The 20,515-nt window shown below is 55.0% G+C and carries 34 protein-coding genes; all 34 read right to left on the bottom strand.

All coding sequences use genetic code 11. From position 1 onward, the window contains the following. Positions 1-7: 7 nt before the first annotated feature. Complete coding sequence (bfr, locus tag OK411_RS25050) at positions 8-475, bottom strand: bacterioferritin (RefSeq protein WP_016772947.1); 468 nt, start codon at positions 473-475, stop codon at positions 8-10. Between the two features lie 167 nt (positions 476-642). Next, positions 643-2,079, bottom strand: a complete 1,437-nt coding sequence (locus tag OK411_RS25055; protein WP_024014520.1) for a catalase — start codon at positions 2,077-2,079, stop codon at positions 643-645. Positions 2,080-2,318: 239 nt separating this feature from the next. Continuing rightward, a complete protein-coding gene (rplQ, locus tag OK411_RS25060) occupies positions 2,319-2,705 on the bottom strand; it encodes a 50S ribosomal protein L17 (RefSeq protein WP_003176402.1) in 387 nt (128 codons plus the stop codon). A 42-nt stretch (positions 2,706-2,747) separates the two neighbouring features. After that, a complete protein-coding gene (locus tag OK411_RS25065; RefSeq protein ID WP_016772946.1) occupies positions 2,748-3,749 on the bottom strand; it encodes a DNA-directed RNA polymerase subunit alpha in 1,002 nt (333 codons plus the stop codon). Between the two features lie 22 nt (positions 3,750-3,771). Beyond that, complete coding sequence (gene rpsD, locus OK411_RS25070; protein ID WP_003176404.1) at positions 3,772-4,392, bottom strand: 30S ribosomal protein S4; 621 nt, start codon at positions 4,390-4,392, stop codon at positions 3,772-3,774. 18 nt (positions 4,393-4,410) lie between these two features. Next, positions 4,411-4,800 (bottom strand): 30S ribosomal protein S11, encoded by a 390-nt coding sequence (rpsK, locus tag OK411_RS25075; protein ID WP_002555466.1) that lies wholly within the window; start codon positions 4,798-4,800, stop codon positions 4,411-4,413. 30 nt (positions 4,801-4,830) lie between these two features. Then, positions 4,831-5,187, bottom strand: a complete 357-nt coding sequence (gene rpsM / locus OK411_RS25080; RefSeq protein WP_003186020.1) for a 30S ribosomal protein S13 — start codon at positions 5,185-5,187, stop codon at positions 4,831-4,833. A 130-nt stretch (positions 5,188-5,317) separates the two neighbouring features. Further along, complete coding sequence (gene rpmJ, locus OK411_RS25085) at positions 5,318-5,434, bottom strand: 50S ribosomal protein L36 (RefSeq protein WP_002555468.1); 117 nt, start codon at positions 5,432-5,434, stop codon at positions 5,318-5,320. 27 nt (positions 5,435-5,461) lie between these two features. After that, positions 5,462-6,790 (bottom strand): preprotein translocase subunit SecY, encoded by a 1,329-nt coding sequence (gene secY / locus OK411_RS25090; protein ID WP_016772945.1) that lies wholly within the window; start codon positions 6,788-6,790, stop codon positions 5,462-5,464. Then, on the bottom strand, positions 6,791-7,228 hold the full coding sequence (rplO, locus tag OK411_RS25095) for a 50S ribosomal protein L15 (RefSeq protein WP_003228720.1): 438 nt from the start codon (positions 7,226-7,228) through the stop codon (positions 6,791-6,793). A 3-nt stretch (positions 7,229-7,231) separates the two neighbouring features. Then, on the bottom strand, positions 7,232-7,408 hold the full coding sequence (gene rpmD, locus OK411_RS25100) for a 50S ribosomal protein L30 (protein ID WP_003176408.1): 177 nt from the start codon (positions 7,406-7,408) through the stop codon (positions 7,232-7,234). A gap of 2 nt (positions 7,409-7,410) precedes the next feature. Beyond that, positions 7,411-7,911, bottom strand: a complete 501-nt coding sequence (rpsE, locus tag OK411_RS25105; protein WP_007955637.1) for a 30S ribosomal protein S5 — start codon at positions 7,909-7,911, stop codon at positions 7,411-7,413. Between the two features lie 3 nt (positions 7,912-7,914). Next, entirely contained in the window at positions 7,915-8,265 is a 351-nt protein-coding gene (rplR, locus tag OK411_RS25110) for a 50S ribosomal protein L18 (protein ID WP_003186037.1), read from the bottom strand. A gap of 10 nt (positions 8,266-8,275) precedes the next feature. Continuing rightward, positions 8,276-8,809, bottom strand: a complete 534-nt coding sequence (gene rplF / locus OK411_RS25115) for a 50S ribosomal protein L6 (RefSeq protein WP_003228722.1) — start codon at positions 8,807-8,809, stop codon at positions 8,276-8,278. A gap of 12 nt (positions 8,810-8,821) precedes the next feature. After that, a complete protein-coding gene (gene rpsH, locus OK411_RS25120) occupies positions 8,822-9,214 on the bottom strand; it encodes a 30S ribosomal protein S8 (RefSeq protein ID WP_016772944.1) in 393 nt (130 codons plus the stop codon). Between the two features lie 208 nt (positions 9,215-9,422). Continuing rightward, on the bottom strand, positions 9,423-9,728 hold the full coding sequence (gene rpsN / locus OK411_RS25125) for a 30S ribosomal protein S14 (protein WP_003186042.1): 306 nt from the start codon (positions 9,726-9,728) through the stop codon (positions 9,423-9,425). Positions 9,729-9,741: 13 nt separating this feature from the next. Then, entirely contained in the window at positions 9,742-10,281 is a 540-nt protein-coding gene (gene rplE, locus OK411_RS25130) for a 50S ribosomal protein L5 (RefSeq protein WP_003210069.1), read from the bottom strand. A gap of 20 nt (positions 10,282-10,301) precedes the next feature. After that, positions 10,302-10,616 carry a 50S ribosomal protein L24 gene (gene rplX / locus OK411_RS25135; protein WP_003186046.1) on the bottom strand — a complete coding sequence of 105 codons (315 nt, stop codon included), beginning with the start codon at positions 10,614-10,616 and terminating at the stop codon, positions 10,302-10,304. A gap of 11 nt (positions 10,617-10,627) precedes the next feature. Next, positions 10,628-10,996, bottom strand: coding sequence for a 50S ribosomal protein L14 (rplN, locus tag OK411_RS25140; protein ID WP_002555479.1), 369 nt, complete (start codon positions 10,994-10,996; stop codon positions 10,628-10,630). 23 nt (positions 10,997-11,019) lie between these two features. Then, positions 11,020-11,286, bottom strand: coding sequence for a 30S ribosomal protein S17 (gene rpsQ / locus OK411_RS25145; protein WP_003194644.1), 267 nt, complete (start codon positions 11,284-11,286; stop codon positions 11,020-11,022). Positions 11,287-11,288: 2 nt separating this feature from the next. Continuing rightward, positions 11,289-11,480, bottom strand: a complete 192-nt coding sequence (gene rpmC, locus OK411_RS25150; protein ID WP_002555481.1) for a 50S ribosomal protein L29 — start codon at positions 11,478-11,480, stop codon at positions 11,289-11,291. Next, positions 11,480-11,893, bottom strand: coding sequence for a 50S ribosomal protein L16 (gene rplP / locus OK411_RS25155; protein ID WP_003228729.1), 414 nt, complete (start codon positions 11,891-11,893; stop codon positions 11,480-11,482). The genes rpmC and rplP overlap by 1 nt, the downstream gene beginning before the upstream one ends. Before the next feature lie 12 nt (positions 11,894-11,905). Beyond that, positions 11,906-12,592: a 30S ribosomal protein S3 gene (gene rpsC, locus OK411_RS25160; RefSeq protein WP_003176422.1), complete on the bottom strand. Its 687-nt coding sequence runs from the start codon at positions 12,590-12,592 to the stop codon at positions 11,906-11,908. 13 nt (positions 12,593-12,605) lie between these two features. Beyond that, positions 12,606-12,938: a 50S ribosomal protein L22 gene (rplV, locus tag OK411_RS25165; protein ID WP_003103908.1), complete on the bottom strand. Its 333-nt coding sequence runs from the start codon at positions 12,936-12,938 to the stop codon at positions 12,606-12,608. A gap of 11 nt (positions 12,939-12,949) precedes the next feature. Continuing rightward, positions 12,950-13,225, bottom strand: a complete 276-nt coding sequence (gene rpsS / locus OK411_RS25170; RefSeq protein ID WP_011336172.1) for a 30S ribosomal protein S19 — start codon at positions 13,223-13,225, stop codon at positions 12,950-12,952. Positions 13,226-13,241: 16 nt separating this feature from the next. Then, entirely contained in the window at positions 13,242-14,066 is an 825-nt protein-coding gene (gene rplB / locus OK411_RS25175) for a 50S ribosomal protein L2 (RefSeq protein WP_016772943.1), read from the bottom strand. A 14-nt stretch (positions 14,067-14,080) separates the two neighbouring features. After that, positions 14,081-14,380 carry a 50S ribosomal protein L23 gene (gene rplW, locus OK411_RS25180; RefSeq protein ID WP_002555488.1) on the bottom strand — a complete coding sequence of 100 codons (300 nt, stop codon included), beginning with the start codon at positions 14,378-14,380 and terminating at the stop codon, positions 14,081-14,083. Next, positions 14,377-14,979, bottom strand: a complete 603-nt coding sequence (gene rplD / locus OK411_RS25185) for a 50S ribosomal protein L4 (RefSeq protein ID WP_003228735.1) — start codon at positions 14,977-14,979, stop codon at positions 14,377-14,379. The genes rplW and rplD overlap by 4 nt, the downstream gene beginning before the upstream one ends. A 12-nt stretch (positions 14,980-14,991) precedes the next feature. Beyond that, positions 14,992-15,627: a 50S ribosomal protein L3 gene (gene rplC / locus OK411_RS25190; RefSeq protein ID WP_003228738.1), complete on the bottom strand. Its 636-nt coding sequence runs from the start codon at positions 15,625-15,627 to the stop codon at positions 14,992-14,994. Positions 15,628-15,707: 80 nt separating this feature from the next. After that, positions 15,708-16,019 carry a 30S ribosomal protein S10 gene (gene rpsJ / locus OK411_RS25195; protein WP_003186070.1) on the bottom strand — a complete coding sequence of 104 codons (312 nt, stop codon included), beginning with the start codon at positions 16,017-16,019 and terminating at the stop codon, positions 15,708-15,710. Positions 16,020-16,173: 154 nt separating this feature from the next. After that, complete coding sequence (gene tuf, locus OK411_RS25200) at positions 16,174-17,367, bottom strand: elongation factor Tu (RefSeq protein ID WP_024014521.1); 1,194 nt, start codon at positions 17,365-17,367, stop codon at positions 16,174-16,176. Positions 17,368-17,398: 31 nt separating this feature from the next. Further along, a complete protein-coding gene (fusA, locus tag OK411_RS25205; protein ID WP_016772942.1) occupies positions 17,399-19,504 on the bottom strand; it encodes an elongation factor G in 2,106 nt (701 codons plus the stop codon). Positions 19,505-19,534: 30 nt separating this feature from the next. After that, positions 19,535-20,008 carry a 30S ribosomal protein S7 gene (gene rpsG / locus OK411_RS25210; protein ID WP_016772941.1) on the bottom strand — a complete coding sequence of 158 codons (474 nt, stop codon included), beginning with the start codon at positions 20,006-20,008 and terminating at the stop codon, positions 19,535-19,537. Positions 20,009-20,115: 107 nt separating this feature from the next. Continuing rightward, entirely contained in the window at positions 20,116-20,487 is a 372-nt protein-coding gene (rpsL, locus tag OK411_RS25215) for a 30S ribosomal protein S12 (RefSeq protein WP_003186084.1), read from the bottom strand. Between the last annotated feature and the right edge of the window lie 28 nt (positions 20,488-20,515).

Consider the following 20,515-nt stretch of genomic DNA (forward strand, 5'->3'; position numbering starts at 1 on the left):
CGTGCAATCAGGACGCGTGGGATTGCAGGTAGTTCTCGAGACCGATCAGCTTGATCAGGCCCAGCTGCTTTTCCAGCCAGTAGGTGTGATCTTCTTCGGTGTCGTTGAGCTGAACCCGCAGAATTTCGCGGCTGACATAGTCCTTGTGTTGCTCGCAAAGTTCGATGCCTTTGCAAAGCGCAGCGCGGACTTTGTATTCGAGGCGCAGATCAGCTTCAAGCATCGTAGGCACCGTGGTGCCGACATCCAGATCATCCGGACGCATGCGCGGCGTGCCTTCGAGCATCAGAATCCGCCGCATCAACGCATCGGCGTGGCCGGCTTCTTCTTCCATCTCGTGGTTGATGCGCTCGTAGAGCTTGGTGAACCCCCAGTCCTCATACATCCGCGAATGAACGAAATATTGGTCACGCGCGGCCAGTTCGCCGGTCAGCAACGTATTGAGGTAATCGATTACATCTGGGTGGCCTTGCATCGCCCTACATCTCCCTTCCTGAAAGTCTGTAGTTTGAACCAACCTGACCGGAAGGTCACTCACCGCGCGCAATAAAAGCGAAGATATTCTGAGAAAAGCGGGCCAAATAACGCAAAAACCGCCCAAATGAGGGCGGTTCTGCTTCTCGTTTAGACTACGTTAAGCTGTCAGTTGAGCAGCTTTGCGATTGCTTCTCCATACGCCGGATCGGCTTTGTAGAAATGCTGCAACTGACGATCGACGACGTCGCTAGAAACGCCCGCCATTGCGCCGGCAATGTTGCTGACCAGCAATGCTTTCTGCTCGTCGCTCATCAAGCGGAACAAGGCACCGGCATGGCTGTAGTAGTCGGTGTCTTCGCGGTGATCATAACGATCAGCGGCACCGCTCAAGGCCAGCGCTGGCTCAGCGTAATGTGGCGCTTGTTTCGGCGACTCAACGTAGCTGTTCGGTTCATAGTTCGGCGCCGCGCCGCCATTGCTGCCGAACGCCATGGAGCCGTCACGCTGATAAGTATTCACCGGACTGCGCGGAGCGTTCACCGGCAATTGCTGGTGATTGGTGCCCACACGGTAGCGGTGCGCGTCAGCGTATGCGAATACACGGCCTTGCAGCATGCGGTCTGGCGACAGACCGACGCCTGGCACCATGTTGCTCGGGCCAAACGCAGCCTGCTCAACTTCCGCGAAGTAGTTCAACGGGTTGCGATTCAGCTCCAGCTCACCAACTTCGATCAACGGAAACTCTTTCTGCGACCAGGTCTTGGTCACGTCGAACGGATTCTCGTAATGAGCCGCCGCTTGCGCTTCGGTCATGATCTGAATGCACACGCGCCATTTCGGAAATTCACCGCGCTCGATGGCCTCGAACAGGTCACGCTGCGCATAGTCCGGGTCGGTACCGGCCAAACGGGCGGCCTCGGCTGGCGCCAGGTTCTTGATGCCCTGCTGGGTCTTGTAGTGCCACTTCACCCAGTGACGCTCACCTTTGGCGTTGATCAGGCTGTAGGTGTGGCTACCGAAGCCGTGCATGTGACGGTAGCCGTCAGGGATGCCACGATCAGAAAACAGGATGGTGACCTGGTGCAGCGCTTCAGGCGAATGCGACCAGAAATCCCACATCATCTGCGCGCTTTTCAGGTTGCTTTGCGGCAGACGCTTTTGCGTGTGGATAAAGTCAGGAAATTTCAGCGGATCGCGGATGAAGAACACTGGCGTGTTGTTGCCGACGATGTCCCAATTGCCTTCCTCGGTGTAGAACTTCAAGGCGAAGCCGCGCGGATCGCGCTCAGTGTCGGCCGAACCACGCTCGCCACCTACGGTAGAAAAGCGCAGAAAGGTTGGCGTTTGTTTGCCTACCGACTCAAACAACTTCGCACTGGTGTATTCAGTGATGTCACGGGTGACGGTGAACGTGCCGTAGGCGCCCGAGCCCTTAGCGTGGACACGGCGTTCTGGAATGTTTTCACGGTTGAAGTGCGCAAGTTTTTCGATCAGATGGAAATCGTCGAGAAGCAGCGGACCGCGTGGGCCGGCGGAACGGGAATTCTGGTTGTCAGCGACTGGCGCGCCACTGGCGGTTGTAAGCGTCTTGGTCTGGCTCATGCGGTCTTCTTCCTCTGTCAGTCTTGAACTGCCGGCTAATGGGCTTGGCGGGAAGTATTGATCATCGACGTTACAGCTACAAATTCATTAACTTGCAGGCATCGATAGATAATTACTAATTATGTGTTCCCGGCACATAGTGGCAGTTCAACCATGTCAGAAACTTGTACGGACGACGCATTTCTTACAGGCACAAAAAACCGGGCACTAGGCCCGGTTCTTTGTTTCAGACTGACGTCTTACTCGGCGGATACAGCTTCGCCAGCAGTAGCACGATCAACCAACTCGACGTACGCCATAGGCGCGTTGTCGCCAGCGCGGAAACCGCACTTGAGGATGCGCAGGTAGCCACCCTCACGGGTAGCGTAACGCTTGCCCAGGTCGTTGAAGAGCTTACCAACGATAGCTTTCGAACGAGTACGGTCGAAAGCCAGACGGCGGTTAGCCAGGCTGTCTGTCTTGGCCAGAGTGATCAGCGGCTCGGCAACGCGGCGCAGTTCTTTGGCTTTTGGCAGAGTAGTTTTGATCAGCTCGTGCTCGAACAGCGACACCGCCATGTTTTGGAACATGGCCTTGCGGTGCGAGCTGGTGCGGCTCAGGTGACGACCACTTTTACGATGACGCATGGTTCATTCCTTACCAAACACTACGTTCGGTGATTACGACGATCAGGCAGTCGCCTTGTCGTCCTTCTTAAGACTTGCAGGCGGCCAGTTGTCGAGGCGCATGCCGAGGGACAGACCGCGGGAGGCCAGAACGTCCTTGATTTCAGTCAAGGATTTCTTGCCCAGGTTCGGAGTCTTCAACAGCTCTACTTCGGTACGCTGAATCAGGTCGCCGATGTAGTAGATGTTTTCCGCCTTAAGGCAGTTAGCCGAACGTACAGTCAGTTCCAGATCGTCAACCGGGCGAAGCAGGATCGGATCGATCTCGTCTTCCTGCTCGACAACCAGCGGCTCACTTTCACCTTTGAGGTCGACGAACGCAGCCAGCTGCTGTTGCAGGATGGTTGCAGCGCGACGGATAGCCTCTTCAGGATCCAGGGTACCGTTGGTTTCCAGATCAATAACCAGCTTGTCCAGGTTGGTACGCTGTTCGACACGGGCGTTTTCCACCACGTAAGCGATACGGCGAACCGGGCTGAACGAAGAGTCAAGCTGCAAGCGACCGATGCTGCGGCTTTCGTCTTCATCGCTCTGACGCGAGTCGGCTGGTTCATAACCACGACCACGAGCTACGGTGAGCTTCATGTTCAGGGCGCCGTTAGACGCCAGGTTAGCGATTACGTGATCGGGATTAACGATCTCGACATCATGATCCAGCTGAATATCGGCAGCGGTAACCACCCCCGAACCCTTCTTCGACAAGGTCAGCGTAACTTCGTCACGACCGTGCAGCTTGATGGCCAGACCTTTAAGGTTCAACAGGATTTCAATTACGTCTTCCTGTACACCTTCGATGGCGCTGTACTCGTGGAGCACACCGTCAATCTCGGCCTCGACTACTGCGCAGCCGGGCATTGAGGACAACAGGATGCGGCGCAGCGCGTTGCCCAGGGTGTGGCCAAAACCACGCTCGAGAGGCTCGAGAGTGATCTTGGCGCGGGTTGGACTGACAACCTGCACATCAATGTGGCGGGGTGTCAGGAACTCATTTACCGAAATCTGCATGGATGCACCTATTTTCTAGCCCTTACTTGGAGTAGAGCTCGACAATCAGGCTTTCGTTGATGTCGGCGGACAGATCACTGCGAGCAGGAACGTTCTTGAAAACGCCCGACTTCTTCTCAGTGTCTACTTCTACCCATTCTACGCGGCCACGTTGGGCACACAGATCGAGAGCTTGGACAATGCGAAGTTGGTTTTTTGCTTTCTCGCGAACTGCAACCACGTCACCAGCACGAACCTGATACGACGGAACGTTTACGGTCTGACCGTTTACGCTGATCGACTTGTGCGATACCAGCTGGCGGGATTCGGCACGAGTCGAACCAAAGCCCATACGGTATACAACGTTGTCCAGACGGCATTCGAGCAGTTGCAGCAGGTTTTCACCGGTTGCACCTTTCTTGCCAGCAGCTTCTTTGTAGTAGCCGCTGAACTGACGCTCGAGAACGCCGTAGATACGACGGACCTTCTGCTTTTCACGCAGTTGGGTGCCGTAGTCGGACTGGCGACCGCGGCGTTGGCCGTGGATACCAGGTGCTGCTTCAATGTTGCACTTCGATTCGATCGCGCGCACGCCGCTCTTCAGGAAGAGATCGGTGCCTTCGCGACGAGCGAGTTTGCATTTTGGACCAATGTAACGAGCCATTCTTTACAATCTCCTGGATTACACGCGGCGCTTCTTCGGCGGACGGCACCCGTTGTGCGGGATTGGCGTCACGTCGGTGATGCTGGCGATCTTGTAGCCACAGCCGTTCAAAGCGCGGACTGCGGATTCACGACCTGGACCTGGACCCTTGACGTTGACGTCGAGGTTTTTCAGGCCGTATTCCAGCGCAGCTTGACCAGCACGCTCAGCAGCTACTTGAGCAGCGAACGGGGTGGACTTGCGGGAACCGCGGAAACCCGAACCACCGGAGGTAGCCCAGGAAAGAGCGTTACCTTGACGGTCGGTGATGGTCACGATGGTGTTGTTAAAAGATGCATGGATGTGGGCGATGCCATCAACCACTGTCTTTTTAACTTTTTTACGAGGACGAGCAGCAGGTTTTGCCATGATTAAATTCCTGTCGATTCGCTGGGGCGATTACTTGCGGATCGGCTTACGCGGACCTTTACGGGTACGCGCGTTGGTCTTGGTACGCTGACCGCGTACTGGCAGACCACGACGATGACGCAGACCGCGATAGCAACCGAGGTCCATCAAGCGCTTGATTTTCATGTTGATTTCGCGACGCAGGTCACCTTCAGTGGTGAACTTCGCCACTTCGCCACGCAGCTGTTCAATTTGCTCGTCGCTCAGATCTTTGATCTTTGCTGCTGGGTTTACCCCAGTCACTGCACAGATCTTCTGCGCAGTAGTGCGACCAACACCATAGATGTAGGTCAGCGAGATAACAGTATGCTTGTTATCTGGAATGTTAACGCCTGCAATACGGGCCATTCAGTGGGACTCCAATTGACAGCTACCTACGCCCCGGAAGCCAAGAAATAGGGCGCGAGATAATATCGCTGTAATAACAAATAATCAACCCGGTAGCGCACTAGCTACCGGGCTTGAAGCACAATCACACTCAGCCTTGGCGCTGTTTGTGACGCGGTTCCGCGCTGCAAATTACTCGAACAACACCTTCGCGGCGAATAATCTTGCAGTTACGGCACAGCTTTTTCACCGATGCACGAACTTTCATCACCAACTCCTCGAACCTTATGGGTACTCAGCGCAACATGCCGCTGCCGTAACCCTTCAGGTTGGCTTTCTTCATCAGGGATTCGTACTGGTGCGAAACGAGGTGCGATTGTACTTGGGACATGAAGTCCATCACAACCACGACCACGATCAGCAACGAGGTCCCGCCAAGGTAGAACGGAACGTTTGCTGCAACCACCAGGAATTGGGGCAACAGGCACACGGCCGTCATGTAAAGAGCACCGAACAGGGTCAAGCGGGTCAGAACGCCATCAATATAGCGCGCAGACTGCTCACCTGGACGAATGCCCGGAATAAAGGCACCGGACTTCTTCAGGTTTTCCGCTACGTCTTTCGGATTGAACATCAACGCCGTATAGAAGAAGCAGAAGAAAATAATCCCTGCACTAAACAGCAGAATATTCAACGGCTGACCAGGAGCGATCGACTGCGAGATGTCCTGCAACCAGCCCATACCTTCAGACTGACCGAACCAGGCACCCAACGAAGCCGGGAACAGCAAAATGCTGCTCGCGAAAATAGCCGGAATAACACCGGCCATGTTCACCTTCAGCGGCAAGTGGCTTGTCTGCGCAGCAAAAACCTTGCGGCCCTGCTGACGCTTGGCGTAGTGAACAGCAATACGACGCTGACCACGCTCAATGAACACCACGAAACCGATAATCGCTACTGCCAGCAAACCGATGGCAACCAGGGCGAAGATGTTGATATCACCCTGACGCGCAGACTCGAAAGACTGCCCGATTGCTCTCGGAAGACCGGCGACGATACCCGAAAAAATCAACATCGAGATACCGTTGCCAACACCACGCTCAGTAATCTGCTCACCCAGCCACATCATGAACATCGCACCAGCCACAAATGTGGTTACCGCGACGAAATGGAAGCCAAAGTCACCAGTGAACGCGACGCCCTGCCCCGCCAGACCAATGGACATGCCAATAGCCTGGACCAGAGCGAGAGCGACGGTGAGGTAGCGGGTGTACTGGCTAATCTTGCGACGGCCAGCTTCACCTTCCTTCTTCAACTGCTCCAGCTGCGGGCTGACGGCGGTCATCAGTTGCATGATGATCGATGCCGAAATGTACGGCATGATCCCCAGTGCAAAGATGCTCATCCGTTCCAGCGCGCCGCCGGAGAACATGTTGAACAAGCTAAGAATGGTCCCCTCATTCTGTCGAAACAGGTCTGCGAGTCGGTCCGGGTTGATACCTGGAACCGGGATGTGTGCGCCTATTCGGTAGACGATAATCGCCAGGAACAGAAAACGCAGACGAGCCCAGAGTTCAGACATACCGCCTTTGCCGAGCGCAGAGAGAGCACCTTGCTTAGCCATTTATTCCTCGAACTTGCCGCCAGCTGCTTCGATAGCCGCACGCGCACCTTTGGTGGCGCCGATTCCCTTGCCGATAGTGACAGCGCGAGTCACTTCACCGGACAGCATGATTTTCACACGCTGTACGTTGACGTTGATCACGTTGGCATCTTTCAGGGACTGCACAGTAACGATGTCGCCTTCCACTTTGGCCAGCTCGGACAAACGCACTTCTGCGCGATCCATGGCTTTCAGGGAAACGAAACCGAACTTAGGCAGGCGACGATGCAGCGGCTGTTGACCGCCTTCAAAGCCTGGAGCGATGGTGCCACCGGAGCGGGAGGTCTGACCTTTGTGACCACGACCACCAGTCTTGCCCAAACCACTACCGATACCACGGCCCGGACGATGCTTTTCGCGACGGGAACCCGGCGCTGGACTCAGATCATTGAGTTTCATCGATTAACCCTCGACACGCAGCATGTAGTAAGCCTTGTTGATCATCCCGCGATTCTCGGGAGTATCCTGGACTTCTACAGTGTGACCGATGCGACGCAGACCCAGACCCTTAACGCACAGTTTGTGGTTAGGGATGCGGCCGGTCATGCTTTTGATCAGCGTAACTTTAACGGTAGCCATGATTACTTGATCTCCTCAACACGCAGGCCACGCTTGGCAGCGATGGACTCAGGAGACTGCATAGCCTTCAGACCCTTGAAAGTGGCGTGAACCACGTTTACCGGGTTAGTCGAGCCGTAGCACTTGGCCAGAACGTTCTGAACGCCAGCAACTTCGAGGACAGCACGCATAGCGCCGCCAGCGATGATACCGGTACCTTCAGAAGCAGGCTGCATGTACACCTTCGAAGCGCCGTGAGCGGACTTCATTGCGTACTGCAGAGTGGTGCCGTTCAGGTCAACTTGAATCATGTTGCGGCGAGCAGCTTCCATTGCCTTCTGGATCGCAGCAGGCACTTCACGCGACTTGCCACGGCCGAAGCCAACACGCCCTTTACCATCACCAACCACGGTCAACGCGGTGAAAGTGAAGATACGGCCGCCTTTAACGGTTTTGGCTACGCGGTTAACTTGAACCAGCTTCTCGATGTAGCCTTCGTCGCGCTTTTGGTCGTTATTTGACATAACTTAGAACTCCAGCCCAGCTTCACGAGCAGCATCAGCCAGCGCTTTAACGCGGCCGTGGTACTTGAAGCCAGAGCGGTCGAAAGCCACTTGCGATACGCCAGCGGCCTTAGCACGCGTAGCGACCAGCTGGCCAACCTTTGTGGCCGCGTCGATGTTGCCAGTGGCACCATCACGCAGTTCTTTATCCAAAGTCGAGGCACTTGCCAGGACTTTGTTGCCGTCGGCCGAGATGACCTGGGCGTAGATGTGCTGCGACGAGCGGAACACGCAGAGACGCACGACTTCGAGTTCGTGCATTTTCAGGCGTGCTTTGCGAGCGCGACGCAGTCGAGTAACTTTTTTGTCGGTCATTTGCTATGCCCTACTTCTTCTTGGCTTCTTTACGACGGACGACTTCGTCCGCGTAGCGCACACCTTTGCCTTTGTACGGCTCTGGTGGACGGAAGTCGCGGATCTCGGCGGCCACTTGACCTACCAGCTGCTTGTCGATGCCCTTGATCAGGATATCGGTCTGGCTAGGAGTCTCAGCGGTGATGCCTTCCGGCAGTTCGTAATCCACTGGGTGCGAGAAGCCAAGAGCCAGGTTCAGAACCTGACCTTTTGCTTGCGCCTTGTAACCAACACCGACCAGCTGGAGCTTGCGCTCGAAGCCTTGGCTTACGCCCTGGACCATGTTGTTTACCAACGCACGCGTGGTACCGGCCATTGCGCGAGTTTGTTGATCGCCATTGCGAGCAGCGAAACGCAGCTCACCAGCTTCTTCAACGATCTCAACGGACGAATGGATGTTCAGTTCAAGAGTACCCTTGGCACCCTTCACCGAAAGCTGTTGGCCTGCGAATTTGACTTCGACACCGGCTGGCAGCTTAACGGGGTTCTTAGCGACGCGAGACATGCTTATCCCCCCTTAGAACACAGTGCAAAGAACTTCGCCGCCGACACCGGCAGCGCGCGCAGCACGATCCGTCATCACACCTTTGTTGGTGGAGACGATAGACACGCCAAGACCGCCACGAACTTTCGGCAGATCTTCAACGGACTTGTACTGACGCAGGCCTGGACGACTAACGCGCTTCACTTCTTCGATAACCGGACGGCCTTCGAAGTACTTCAGCGAGATGGACAGCGACGGCTTGGCGTCGGTGGTGATCTGAAAATCCGCGATGTAACCTTCGTCCTTCAGGACTTTTGCTACAGCAGCCTTCAACGTGGAAGACGGCATGCTTACGACAGACTTTTCAGCCATCTGGGCATTACGGATTCGAGTTAGCATGTCCGCTAACGGGTCCTGCATACTCATGGGCTAGACGCTCCTAATACAAAAAAATTAGCCTTGCGGCTACTACTTGTCGCCGAGAACTTCCGGGCAGAAAAACACGGGCTCAGGCGAGCCGGTCATTCTAGACACACCCCAGAAATGAATCAAGCCCCAAAAGGGGCTTGATTCAGATTCAAGGCCACCGATGGTCAGGTTCTTGCGAACCCGAACATCGAGACTTTGACAACTGTTACCAGCTGGCTTTAACCAGACCTGGTACGTCACCACGCATTGCAGCTTGACGCAGCATGTTACGGCCGAGGCCGAACTTGCGGTACACGCCGTGCGGACGACCAGTCAGGCGGCAACGGTTACGCATGCGCGAAGCGCTTGCGTCACGTGGTTGCTTCTGCAGAGCTACGGTAGCTTCCCAACGCGCTTCTGGACTTGCGTTCAGATCGACGATGATAGCTTTCAGCGCTGCACGCTTGGTGGCGTACTTGGCAACGGTGAGCTGACGCTTCAGCTCACGGTTCTTCATGCTCTTCTTGGCCATTTTCCTACTCCAATCAGTTGCGGAACGGGAATTTGAAAGCACGCAGCAGAGCGCGGCCTTCATCATCGTTCTTGGCAGTGGTGGTCAGGGTAATGTCCAGACCGCGGAGAGCATCGATCTTGTCGTAGTCGATTTCCGGGAAGATGATCTGCTCTTTCACGCCCATGCTGTAGTTGCCACGACCATCGAAGGACTTGGCATTCAGGCCGCGGAAGTCGCGAACCCGAGGCAGGGAGATCGACAGCAGACGATCCAGGAACTCGTACATACGCTCACGGCGCAGGGTCACTTTGACGCCGATCGGCCATCCTTCGCGGACTTTGAAGCCAGCGATGGATTTACGAGCGTAGGTCACAACGACTTTCTGGCCGGTGATCTTTTCCAGGTCAGCAACAGCGTGCTCGATGACTTTTTTGTCGCCGATCGCTTCGCCCAGACCCATGTTCAGGGTGATTTTGGTAACGCGCGGAACTTCCATCACGTTCGAAAGCTTAAGTTCTTCCTTAAGTTTCGGAGCGATTTCCTTCCGGTAAATCTCTTTTAGTCGTGCCATGGTCTTCTACCTAGCAGTGTTCAAGCATCAACCGCTTTTTGGGTCGACTTGAAGACACGAATTTTCTTACCGTCTTCTACTTTGAAACCAACGCGGTCAGCCTTGTTGGTTTCGCCGTTGAAGATGGCGACGTTGGAAGCGTGCAGTGGCGCTTCTTTCTCGACGATACCGCCCTGTACGCCCGACATCGGGTTAGGCTTGGTATGACGCTTGACCAAGTTCAGACCACCAACAACCAGACGGTTGTCAGCAAGAACCTTCAGCACCTTACCGCGCTTACCTTTGTCTTTGCCGGCGATCACGATGATCTCGTCGTCACGACGAATCTTTTGCATGTCGGATCTCCTTACAGCACTTCTGGGGCGAGCGAGACGATCTTCATGAACTTCTCAGTACGAAGTTCACGGGTCACTGGCCCAAAGATACGGGTGCCGATCGGCTCTTGCTTGTTGTTCAGAAGAACAGCAGCGTTGCCATCAAAGCGGATAATGGAGCCATCAGCACGACGTACGCCGTGACGAGTGCGGACTACAACAGCAGTCATCACTTGGCCTTTTTTCACCTTACCGCGAGGAATTGCTTCCTTCACGGTAACTTTGATGATGTCACCGATACCAGCGTAACGACGATGGGAGCCACCCAGCACCTTGATGCACATAACACGGCGAGCGCCGCTGTTATCGGCCACATCGAGCATGGATTGAGTCTGAATCATATAATTTCTCCGACCCCTAGCCCTTAGACTTCCACAGCGCGTTCGAGAACATCAACCAGCGCCCAAGACTTGGTCTTGGCCATCGGACGAGTTTCACGAATAGTGACTTTGTCGCCGATGTGGCACTGATTGGTTTCGTCGTGCGCGTGCAGCTTAGTCGAACGCTTAACGTATTTACCGTAGATCGGGTGCTTTACGCGACGCTCGATCAGAACGGTGATGGTTTTGTCCATCTTGTCGCTGACAACACGGCCAGTCAGCGTACGGACAGTTTTTTCGGCTTCAGCCATGATCACTTACCTGCCTGCTGGTTGAGCACAGTCTTCACGCGAGCGATGTCACGCTTAACTTGCGAGAGCAGATGAGACTGCCCCAACTGGCCAGTTGCTTTCTGCATGCGCAGATTGAACTGGTCGCGCAGCAAGCCGAGCAGTTGCTCGTTCAGCTGCTGTGCGGATTTTTCACGAAGTTCATTCGCTTTCATCACATCACCGTCCGTTTAACAAAGGAGGTGGCGAGCGGCAGCTTTGCAGCAGCCAGGGCGAAAGCCTCACGCGCCAGCTCTTCAGAAACACCCTCGATTTCATACAGGACTTTGCCTGGCTGAATCTGGGCAACCCAGTACTCCACGTTACCCTTACCTTTACCCATACGAACCTCGAGAGGTTTCTTGGAGATCGGCTTGTCCGGGAATACACGGATCCAGATCTTGCCGCCACGTTTTACGTGACGGGTCAGAGCACGACGCGCTGACTCGATCTGACGAGCGGTGAGACGACCACGAGCAACAGACTTCAGCGCGAACTCGCCGAAGCTGACTTTGCTACCGCGCAGTGCCAGACCACGGTTGTGGCCGGTCATCTGCTTGCGGAACTTCGTACGCTTTGGTTGCAACATTTGGCGTACCCCTTACTTAGCAGCTTTTTTACGAGGCGCTGGTGCTTGTGGTTTCAGTTCTTCTTGGCGACCACCAATAACTTCGCCTTTGAAGATCCAAACCTTTACACCGATCACACCGTAAGTGGTGTGAGCTTCGTAGTTGGCATAGTCGATGTCGGCACGCAGGGTGTGCAGCGGCACACGACCTTCGCGATACCATTCAGTACGTGCGATTTCAGCACCGCCGAGACGACCGCTCACTTGGATTTTGATGCCTTTGGCACCAATGCGCATGGCGTTCTGTACAGCGCGCTTCATAGCGCGACGGAACATTACACGACGCTCCAGCTGCTGAGCTACGCTCTGCGCAACCAGCATACCGTCGAGCTCCGGCTTGCGGATCTCTTCGATATTGATGTGCACAGGCACACCCATTTGCTTGGTCAGGTCCTGACGCAGTTTCTCAACATCTTCACCTTTCTTCCCGATAACGATACCTGGACGAGCGGTGTGGATGGTGATGCGTGCAGTTTGGGCCGGACGATGGATATCGATACGGCTTACGGACGCGCTTTTTAGTTTGTCTTGGAGATACTCACGCACTTTCAGATCTGCGAACAAGTAGTCCGCATAAGTCCGACCGTCTGCGTACCAGACGGAGGTGTGCTCCTTGACGATTCCCAGGCGAATGCCAATGGGATGTACTTTCTGACCCATCTCTTCGACTCCGTTACTTGTCAGCAACCTTGACAGTGATATGGCAAGACCGCTTGACGATGCGATCAGCACGGCCTTTGGCACGTGGCATGATGCGCTTCAGCGAACGCCCTTCGTTGACGAAAACGGTGCTGACCTTCAGGTCATCAACGTCTGCGCCTTCGTTATGCTCGGCGTTGGCTACGGCCGACTCCAGCACTTTCTTCATGATCTCGGCGGCTTTCTTACTGCTGAAAGCCAACAGGTTGAGCGCTTCGCCCACCTTCTTCCCGCGGATCTGGTCGGCGACCAAGCGGGCTTTCTGGGCGGAGATTCGAGCGCCCGACAACTTAGCGGCTACTTCCATTTCCTTACCCCTTAACGCTTGGCTTTCTTGTCAGCCACGTGCCCGCGATAGTTGCGGGTACCGGCGAACTCGCCCAGTTTGTGGCCGACCATGTCTTCGTTAACGAGAACTGGGACGTGCTGACGACCGTTGTGTACTGCGATGGTCAGACCGACCATTTGTGGCAGGATCATCGAACGACGCGACCAGGTTTTAATTGGTTTGCGATCGTTCTTTTCCGCCGCCACTTCGATCTTCTTCAGTAGGTGAAGATCAATAAAAGGACCTTTTTTCAGAGAACGTGGCACTGTCGTATCCCTCTATTTACTTGCGACGACGGACGATCATTTTGTCGGTACGCTTATTACCACGAGTCTTCGCGCCCTTAGTCGGGAAGCCCCATGGCGATACCGGATGACGACCACCAGAGGTACGACCTTCACCACCACCATGTGGGTGGTCAACCGGGTTCATGGCAACACCACGAACGGTTGGGCGAACGCCACGCCAGCGTTTGGCACCAGCTTTACCCAGCGAACGCAGGCTGTGCTCGGAGTTCGAGACTTCACCCAGGGTCGCACGGCATTCAGCCAGGACTTTACGCATTTCACCGGAACGCAGACGCAGGGTCACGTAGACACCTTCACGAGCGATCAGCTGAGCCGAAGCACCAGCGGAACGAGCGATCTGTGCACCTTTACCTGGCTTCAATTCGATGCCGTGTACGGTTGAACCGACTGGAATGTTGCGCAGTTGCAGAGCGTTGCCTGGCTTGATTGGAGCCAGAGCGCCTGCGATCAGCTGGTCGCCAGCACTCACGCCTTTAGGGGCGATGATGTAGCGGCGCTCGCCGTCTGCGTAGCAGAGCAGTGCGATGTGAGCAGTACGGTTTGGATCGTATTCGATACGCTCGACAGTGGCGACGATGCCATCTTTGTCGTTGCGACGGAAATCGACCATACGGTAATGCTGCTTATGACCACCACCGATGTGACGAGTGGTAATACGGCCATTGTTGTTGCGACCACCAGACTTCGATTTTTTCTCGAGCAGCGGTGCGTGAGGAGCGCCTTTATGCAGCTCCTGGTTGACCACCTTGACCACAAAACGGCGGCCAGGGGAAGTCGGTTTGCATTTAACGATTGCCATGATGCACCCCTTCCTTACTCAGCACTGCTGCTGAAATCGAGATCTTGGCCTGGCTGAAGGGAGATAACTGCCTTCTTCCAGTCATTACGCTTGCCCAGACCGCGAGCAGTGCGCTTGCTCTTACCCAGAACGTTCAGGGTAGTGACGCGCTCTACTTTCACGCTGAACAGGCTTTCGACGGCCTTCTTGATTTCCAGCTTGGTTGCATCGGTAGCAACCTTGAAAACGAACTGGCCTTTCTTGTCTGCCAGAACCGTAGCCTTCTCGGAAACGTGCGGGCCAAGCAGAACTTTAAATACGCGTTCCTGGTTCATCCCAGCAGCTCCTCGAATTTCTTCACGGCCGACACGGTGATCAACACCTTGTCGTATGCGATCAGACTAACTGGATCGGAACCTTGCACATCACGTACATCTACGTGCGGCAGGTTGCGAGCAGCCAGGTACAGGTTCTGATCAACAGCGTCCGACACGATCAGAACGTCGGTCAGGCTCATGTTGTTCAGTTTGCCCAGCAGATCTTTGGTTTTCGGAGTTTCAACAGCGAAATCCTGAACCACGACCAGACGATCAGTACGCACCAGCTCAGCAAGGATGGAACGCATTGCTGCGCGATACATCTTCTTGTTCAGCTTCTGGGAGTGATCCTGTGGACGAGCTGCGAAAGTGGTACCGCCGCCACGCCAGATTGGGCTACGGATAGTACCGGCACGAGCACGGCCAGTACCTTTCTGACGCCATGGGCGCTTGCCGCCACCACGAACGTCGGAACGGGTCTTCTGCTGCTTGCTACCTTGACGGCCGCCGGCCATGTAGGCCACGACTGCTTGGTGAACCAGCGTCTCGTTGAATTCGCCGCCAAATGTCAGTTCGGAAACTTCGATCGCTTGAGCGTCATTTACATTTAATTGCATGTCAGCTTCCCCTTAACCGCGAGCCTTGGCTGCTGGACGTACAACCAGGTTGCCGCCAGTAGCGCCAGGAACAGCACCCTTGACCAACAACAGATTGCGTTCAGCGTCCACGCGCACTACTTCCAGGGACTGCACGGTCACGCGCTCAGCGCCCATATGACCGGACATTTTTTTGCCCTTGAATACACGACCAGGAGTCTGGCACTGGCCGATAGAGCCTGGGACGCGGTGGGATACGGAGTTACCGTGGGTGTTATCTTGCCCGCGGAAATTCCAACGCTTGATCGTACCCTGGAAGCCTTTACCCTTGGACTGACCGGTTACATCAACCAGTTGACCAGCGGCGAAGATTTCAGCGTTGATCAGATCGCCAGCCTGGTACTCGCCTTCTTCAAGGCGGAATTCCATGGTGGTGCGACCAGCGGCAACGTTCGCTTTAGCGAAGTGGCCAGCCTGAGCTGCTGTTACACGCGAAGCGCGACGCTCGCCGACAGTGACTTGCACTGCACGATAGCCATCGGTCTCTTCAGTTTTGAACTGGGTGACGCGATTCGGCTCGATCTCAATGACCGTGACCGGAATGGAGACACCTTCTTCGGTGAAAATACGGGTCATACCGCATTTACGACCGACTACACCAATAGTCATGTTGTAAACCTCATGAGTGTACGGGGCTTTCACCCGCTATGGCCGCCCATTTCAGAGCGTTACACGACCAAGACCGAGTCTTAGCCGAGGCTGATCTGCACTTCCACACCGGCCGCAAGATCAAGCTTCATCAGCGCATCAACGGTTTTATCCGTTGGCTGGACGATGTCCAGAACACGCTTATGAGTGCGGATCTCGTACTGGTCACGCGCGTCTTTGTTGACGTGCGGGGAAACCAGAACGGTGAACCGCTCTTTACGGGTAGGCAGTGGAATTGGACCACGCACTTGAGCACCAGTACGTTTCGCGGTTTCCACGATTTCCTGGGTTGATTGGTCGATCAGGCGATGGTCAAAAGCCTTCAACCTGATACGGATTTGCTGATTTTGCATTGGATTTCAGACTCCGGCTGCTATTCCCACCGGGCGCAATACGCCCGTTAAAAGGAGGCGCAATTCTATAGACGCCCCCGATAGGTGTCAACCCAATAAAAAAGCCCCCGCTGAGCGGGGGCTTTTTCAATCCATCAAGCTGACTTTAAAAGTCTTACTCGATGATTTTGGCTACGACGCCAGCGCCGACGGTACGACCGCCTTCACGGATAGCGAAACGCAGACCGTCTTCCATCGCGATGGTTTTGATCAGGGTAACAGTCATCTGAATGTTGTCACCTGGCATTACCATTTCAACGCCTTCTGGCAGCTCGCAGTTACCAGTCACGTCAGTAGTACGGAAGTAGAACTGTGGACGGTAGCCTTTGAAGAACGGAGTGTGACGACCGCCTTCTTCCTTGCTCAGAACGTAAACTTCTGCGGTGAACTTGGTGTGCGGCTTGACCGAACCTGGCTTGACCAGAACCTGGCCACGTTCAACGTCGTCACGCTTGGTACCACGCAGCAGAACGCCGCAGTTTTCGCCAGCACGACCTTCGTCGAGCAGCTTGCGGAACATCTCAACACCGGTGCAGGTGGTGGTGGTGGTGTCACGCAGACCAACGATTTCCAGAGCATCCTGAACGCGAACGATACCGCGCTCGATACGACCAGTCACAACAGTACCGCGACCCGAGATCGAGAATACGTCTTCGATTGGCATCAGGAATGGCTTGTCGATCATACGAACTGGTTCTGGGATGTAGGTATCCAGAGTTTCAACCAGTTTACGAACGGCAGTGGTGCCCATTTCGTTGTCGTCTTTGCCTTCCAGCGCCATACGAGCCGAACCGATGATGATCGGAGTGTCGTCGCCTGGGAAGTCGTAGGTCGACAGCAGGTCACGAACTTCCATCTCAACCAGTTCCAGCAGCTCAGCGTCGTCTACCAGGTCAGCCTTGTTCAGGAAAACCACGATGTACGGAACGCCTACCTGACGGGACAGCAGGATGTGCTCACGGGTTTGTGGCATCGGACCATCAGCGGCCGAGCAAACCAGGATCGCGCCGTCCATCTGGGCAGCACCGGTGATCATGTTCTTCACATAGTCAGCGTGACCTGGGCAGTCAACGTGAGCGTAGTGACGAATAGTCGAGTTGTACTCAACGTGAGCGGTGTTGATGGTGATACCGCGAGCTTTTTCTTCTGGTGCGCTGTCGATCTTGTCGAATTCAACGACGGCCGAACCGAAAACTTCGGAGCAGACGCGAGTCAGAGCAGCAGTCAGAGTGGTTTTACCGTGGTCAACGTGACCAATGGTGCCAACGTTGACGTGCGGTAGGGAACGATCAAATTTTTCTTTAGCCACGACAATTAACTCCTAGCCTAAAGGGGCTGAATCAGCCTTGTTTTTTGGTTACGGATTCGACGATGTGCGACGGAGCCGTATCGTATTTTTTGAATTCCATAGAGTAGCTTGCGCGACCCTGGGACATGGAACGAACGTCGGTCGCATAACCGAACATCTCACCCAGTGGAACCTCGGCACGGATAACCTTGCCGGACACTGTGTCCTCCATACCCTGGATCATGCCGCGACGACGGTTAAGGTCGCCCATCACATCACCCATATAGTCTTCAGGCGTAACAACCTCTACCGCCATGATCGGCTCGAGCAACTCACCGCCACCCTTCTGGGCCAGTTGCTTGGTCGCCATGGAAGCAGCCACCTTGAACGCCATCTCGTTGGAGTCGACGTCGTGGTAAGAACCATCGAACACGGTAGCCTTCAGGCCGATCAGCGGATAGCCGGCAACAACGCCGTTCTTCATCTGCTCTTCGATACCCTTCTGGATAGCCGGGATGTATTCCTTAGGAACCACACCACCTACAACTTCGTTCACGAATTGCAGACCTTCCTGACCTTCGTCAGCAGGAGCAAAACGGATCCAGCAGTGACCGAACTGGCCGCGACCACCGGACTGACGAACGAACTTGCCTTCGATTTCACAGTTCTTCGTGATGCGCTCACGATACGAAACCTGAGGCTTGCCGATGTTGGCTTCGACGTTGAACTCACGGCGCATCCGGTCAACCAGGATGTCCAGGTGCAGCTCGCCCATGCCGGAGATGATCGTCTGACCAGTCTCTTCATCAGTTTTAACGCGGAAAGACGGGTCTTCCTGAGCGAGTTTGCCCAGAGCGATACCCATTTTTTCCTGGTCATCCTTGGTCTTAGGCTCTACGGCAACCGAAATAACCGGCTCCGGGAAGTCCATGCGAACCAGGATGATTGGCTTGTCAGCGTTGCAGAGGGTTTCACCAGTGGTGACGTCCTTCATGCCGATCAGGGCCGCGATGTCACCAGCGCGTACTTCCTTGATCTCTTCACGGGCGTTTGCGTGCATTTGCACCATACGACCCACGCGCTCTTTCTTGCCTTTGACCGAGTTGATCACGCCGTCGCCGGAGTTCAACACGCCCGAGTAAACGCGGACGAAGGTCAGGGTACCCACGAATGGGTCGGTAGCGATCTTGAACGCCAGAGCCGCGAAAGGCTCGTTGTCGTCTGCATGACGCTCCATCTCTTCTTCCTCGTTATCAGGGTTGGAACCCTTGATAGCAGGAATGTCGGTCGGAGCAGGCAGGTAGTCGATAACGGCGTCGAGAACCAGGGGAACGCCCTTGTTCTTGAACGAAGAACCGCAAACGGCCAGAACGATTTCGCCGGCGATAGTACGCTGACGCAAAGCAGCCTTGATCTCTTCGATCGACAGCTCTTCGCCTTCCAGGTACTTGTTCATCAGCTCTTCGTTGGCTTCGGCAGCAGCTTCAACCATGTTGTTGCGCCACTCTTCAGCCAGCTCTTGCAGCTCGGCAGGAATGTCCTTGCGAACAGGGACCATACCTTTGTCGGAGTCGTTCCAGTAGACAGCTTGCATGTTGATCAGATCGATCTGACCCTGGAAGTTGTCTTCGGAACCGATGGCCAACTGGATCGGCACCGGAGTGTGACCCAGACGCTGTTTGATCTGACCGATCACGCGCAGGAAGTTGGCGCCGGCACGGTCCATCTTGTTTACGTAAACAAGACGTGGAACGCCGTATTTGTTGGCTTGACGCCATACGGTTTCCGACTGCGGCTCAACACCCGAAGTACCGCAGAACACAACGACAGCGCCGTCGAGTACGCGCAGGGAACGCTCAACTTCAATGGTGAAGTCAACGTGGCCCGGGGTATCGATTACGTTGAAACGGTGCTCGTGAGAGTACTGCTTCTCGGAACCTTTCCAGAAGGCGGTAATGGCAGCAGAAGTAATGGTAATACCACGCTCCTGCTCCTGAACCATCCAGTCTGTGGTCGCGGCGCCATCATGCACCTCGCCCATTTTGTGACTTTTGCCGGTGTAAAACAGTACGCGCTCGGTGGTGGTGGTTTTACCAGCATCCACGTGAGCGACGATACCGATGTTACGGTAGCGGCTAATCGGAGTAGTACGAGCCATAAAGCCCTCGCAAAATTAGTGAAGCTAAAATTAGAAGCGGTAGTGCGAGAAAGCTTTGTTAGCTTCGGCCATACGGTGCACGTCTTCACGCTTCTTAACAGCAGCACCTTTACCTTCAGCAGCATCCAGCAGTTCGCCAGCCAAACGCAGAGCCATAGACTTCTCGCCGCGCTTACGGGCGAAGTCTACCAACCAGCGCATTGCCAGAGCGTTACGACGGGAAGGACGAACCTCGACCGGAACCTGGTAAGTAGCACCACCAACGCGGCGCGACTTCACTTCGACCAGCGGAGCGATGGCGTCGAGTGCTTTTTCGAAGAGTTCCAGGGGATCGGTGCCAGCCTTACGGGCCGCAACGGTTTCCAGGGCACCATAAACGATACGCTCGGCAACGGCTTTCTTGCCGCTTTCCATAACGTGGTTCATGAATTTGGCGAGGATCTGGCTTCCGTATTTCGGATCGTCCAGAATCTCACGCTTTGCTGCTACGCGACGTCTTGGCATGATAAGCCCTCAAGCGGTCTTCAGGTTAGCTCGGGACAGATCCAGAGGATGCGTGCCCGACCTTACTCTTATCGACTCAATAAAATAAAAATCTGCAAAACGACCGATTACTTCGGACGCTTGGTACCGTACTTCGAACGACCCTGGTTACGGCCTTTAACGCCGGAAGTATCCAAGGAGCCGCGAACGGTGTGGTAACGAACACCTGGCAAGTCTTTTACACGACCGCCGCGGATCAGTACCACGCTGTGCTCTTGCAGGTTGTGGCCTTCACCACCGATGTACGAGGAAACCTCGAAACCGTTGGTCAGACGCACACGGCATACTTTACGCAGTGCCGAGTTAGGTTTTTTCGGCGTGGTGGTGTACACACGGGTGCACACGCCACGACGTTGCGGGCAGTTCTGCAGCGCAGGTACGTCGGATTTCTCGACGATACGCTTACGCGGCTGACGTACCAGCTGGTTGATAGTTGCCATCTACTAGCTCCACTGTTGTCTTGCGACG

Origin of the sequence: Pseudomonas sp. RG1, assembly GCF_025910115.1 — a bacterium.
In the GTDB taxonomy this organism is placed as follows: Bacteria; Pseudomonadota; Gammaproteobacteria; order Pseudomonadales; family Pseudomonadaceae; genus Aquipseudomonas; species Aquipseudomonas atacamensis.

Bases quoted from the DNA above. Each gene is read 5' to 3' on its own strand.
- bfr (WP_016772947.1), bottom strand. From the start codon at position 475: ATGCAAGGCCACCCAGATGTAATCGATTACCTCAATACGTTGCTGACC.
- OK411_RS25055 (WP_024014520.1), bottom strand. From the start codon at position 2,079: ATGAGCCAGACCAAGACGCTTACAACCGCCAGTGGCGCGCCAGTCGCT.
- rplQ (WP_003176402.1), bottom strand. From the start codon at position 2,705: ATGCGTCATCGTAAAAGTGGTCGTCACCTGAGCCGCACCAGCTCGCAC.
- OK411_RS25065 (WP_016772946.1), bottom strand. From the start codon at position 3,749: ATGCAGATTTCGGTAAATGAGTTCCTGACACCCCGCCACATTGATGTG.
- rpsD (WP_003176404.1), bottom strand. From the start codon at position 4,392: ATGGCTCGTTACATTGGTCCAAAATGCAAACTCGCTCGTCGCGAAGGC.
- rpsK (WP_002555466.1), bottom strand. From the start codon at position 4,800: ATGGCAAAACCTGCTGCTCGTCCTCGTAAAAAAGTTAAAAAGACAGTG.
- rpsM (WP_003186020.1), bottom strand. From the start codon at position 5,187: ATGGCCCGTATTGCAGGCGTTAACATTCCAGATAACAAGCATACTGTT.
- rpmJ (WP_002555468.1), bottom strand. From the start codon at position 5,434: ATGAAAGTTCGTGCATCGGTGAAAAAGCTGTGCCGTAACTGCAAGATT.
- secY (WP_016772945.1), bottom strand. From the start codon at position 6,790: ATGGCTAAGCAAGGTGCTCTCTCTGCGCTCGGCAAAGGCGGTATGTCT.
- rplO (WP_003228720.1), bottom strand. From the start codon at position 7,228: ATGAAACTCAATGATCTGAGTCCAGCGCCGGGTTCCCGTCGCGAAAAG.
- rpmD (WP_003176408.1), bottom strand. From the start codon at position 7,408: ATGGCTACCGTTAAAGTTACGCTGATCAAAAGCATGACCGGCCGCATC.
- rpsE (WP_007955637.1), bottom strand. From the start codon at position 7,911: ATGTCAAATAACGACCAAAAGCGCGACGAAGGCTACATCGAGAAGCTG.
- rplR (WP_003186037.1), bottom strand. From the start codon at position 8,265: ATGACCGACAAAAAAGTTACTCGACTGCGTCGCGCTCGCAAAGCACGC.
- rplF (WP_003228722.1), bottom strand. From the start codon at position 8,809: ATGTCTCGCGTCGCTAAGAACCCCGTTAAGCTGCCAGCCGGTGTCGAA.
- rpsH (WP_016772944.1), bottom strand. From the start codon at position 9,214: ATGAGTATGCAGGACCCGTTAGCGGACATGCTAACTCGAATCCGTAAT.
- rpsN (WP_003186042.1), bottom strand. From the start codon at position 9,728: ATGGCCAAGAAGAGCATGAAGAACCGTGAGCTGAAGCGTCAGCTCACC.
- rplE (WP_003210069.1), bottom strand. From the start codon at position 10,281: ATGGCACGACTAAAAGAGATTTACCGGAAGGAAATCGCTCCGAAACTT.
- rplX (WP_003186046.1), bottom strand. From the start codon at position 10,616: ATGCAAAAGATTCGTCGTGACGACGAGATCATCGTGATCGCCGGCAAA.
- rplN (WP_002555479.1), bottom strand. From the start codon at position 10,996: ATGATTCAGACTCAATCCATGCTCGATGTGGCCGATAACAGCGGCGCT.
- rpsQ (WP_003194644.1), bottom strand. From the start codon at position 11,286: ATGGCTGAAGCCGAAAAAACTGTCCGTACGCTGACTGGCCGTGTTGTC.
- rpmC (WP_002555481.1), bottom strand. From the start codon at position 11,480: ATGAAAGCGAATGAACTTCGTGAAAAATCCGCACAGCAGCTGAACGAG.
- rplP (WP_003228729.1), bottom strand. From the start codon at position 11,893: ATGTTGCAACCAAAGCGTACGAAGTTCCGCAAGCAGATGACCGGCCAC.
- rpsC (WP_003176422.1), bottom strand. From the start codon at position 12,592: ATGGGTCAGAAAGTACATCCCATTGGCATTCGCCTGGGAATCGTCAAG.
- rplV (WP_003103908.1), bottom strand. From the start codon at position 12,938: ATGGAAGTAGCCGCTAAGTTGTCGGGCGCTCGAATCTCCGCCCAGAAA.
- rplB (WP_016772943.1), bottom strand. From the start codon at position 14,066: ATGGCAATCGTTAAATGCAAACCGACTTCCCCTGGCCGCCGTTTTGTG.
- rplW (WP_002555488.1), bottom strand. From the start codon at position 14,380: ATGAACCAGGAACGCGTATTTAAAGTTCTGCTTGGCCCGCACGTTTCC.
- rplD (WP_003228735.1), bottom strand. From the start codon at position 14,979: ATGCAATTAAATGTAAATGACGCTCAAGCGATCGAAGTTTCCGAACTG.
- rplC (WP_003228738.1), bottom strand. From the start codon at position 15,627: ATGACTATTGGTGTAGTCGGTCGTAAATGCGGTATGACCCGTATTTTC.
- rpsJ (WP_003186070.1), bottom strand. From the start codon at position 16,019: ATGCAAAATCAGCAAATCCGTATCAGGTTGAAGGCTTTTGACCATCGC.
- fusA (WP_016772942.1), bottom strand. From the start codon at position 19,504: ATGGCTCGTACTACTCCGATTAGCCGCTACCGTAACATCGGTATCGTC.
- rpsG (WP_016772941.1), bottom strand. From the start codon at position 20,008: ATGCCAAGACGTCGCGTAGCAGCAAAGCGTGAGATTCTGGACGATCCG.
- rpsL (WP_003186084.1), bottom strand. From the start codon at position 20,487: ATGGCAACTATCAACCAGCTGGTACGTCAGCCGCGTAAGCGTATCGTC.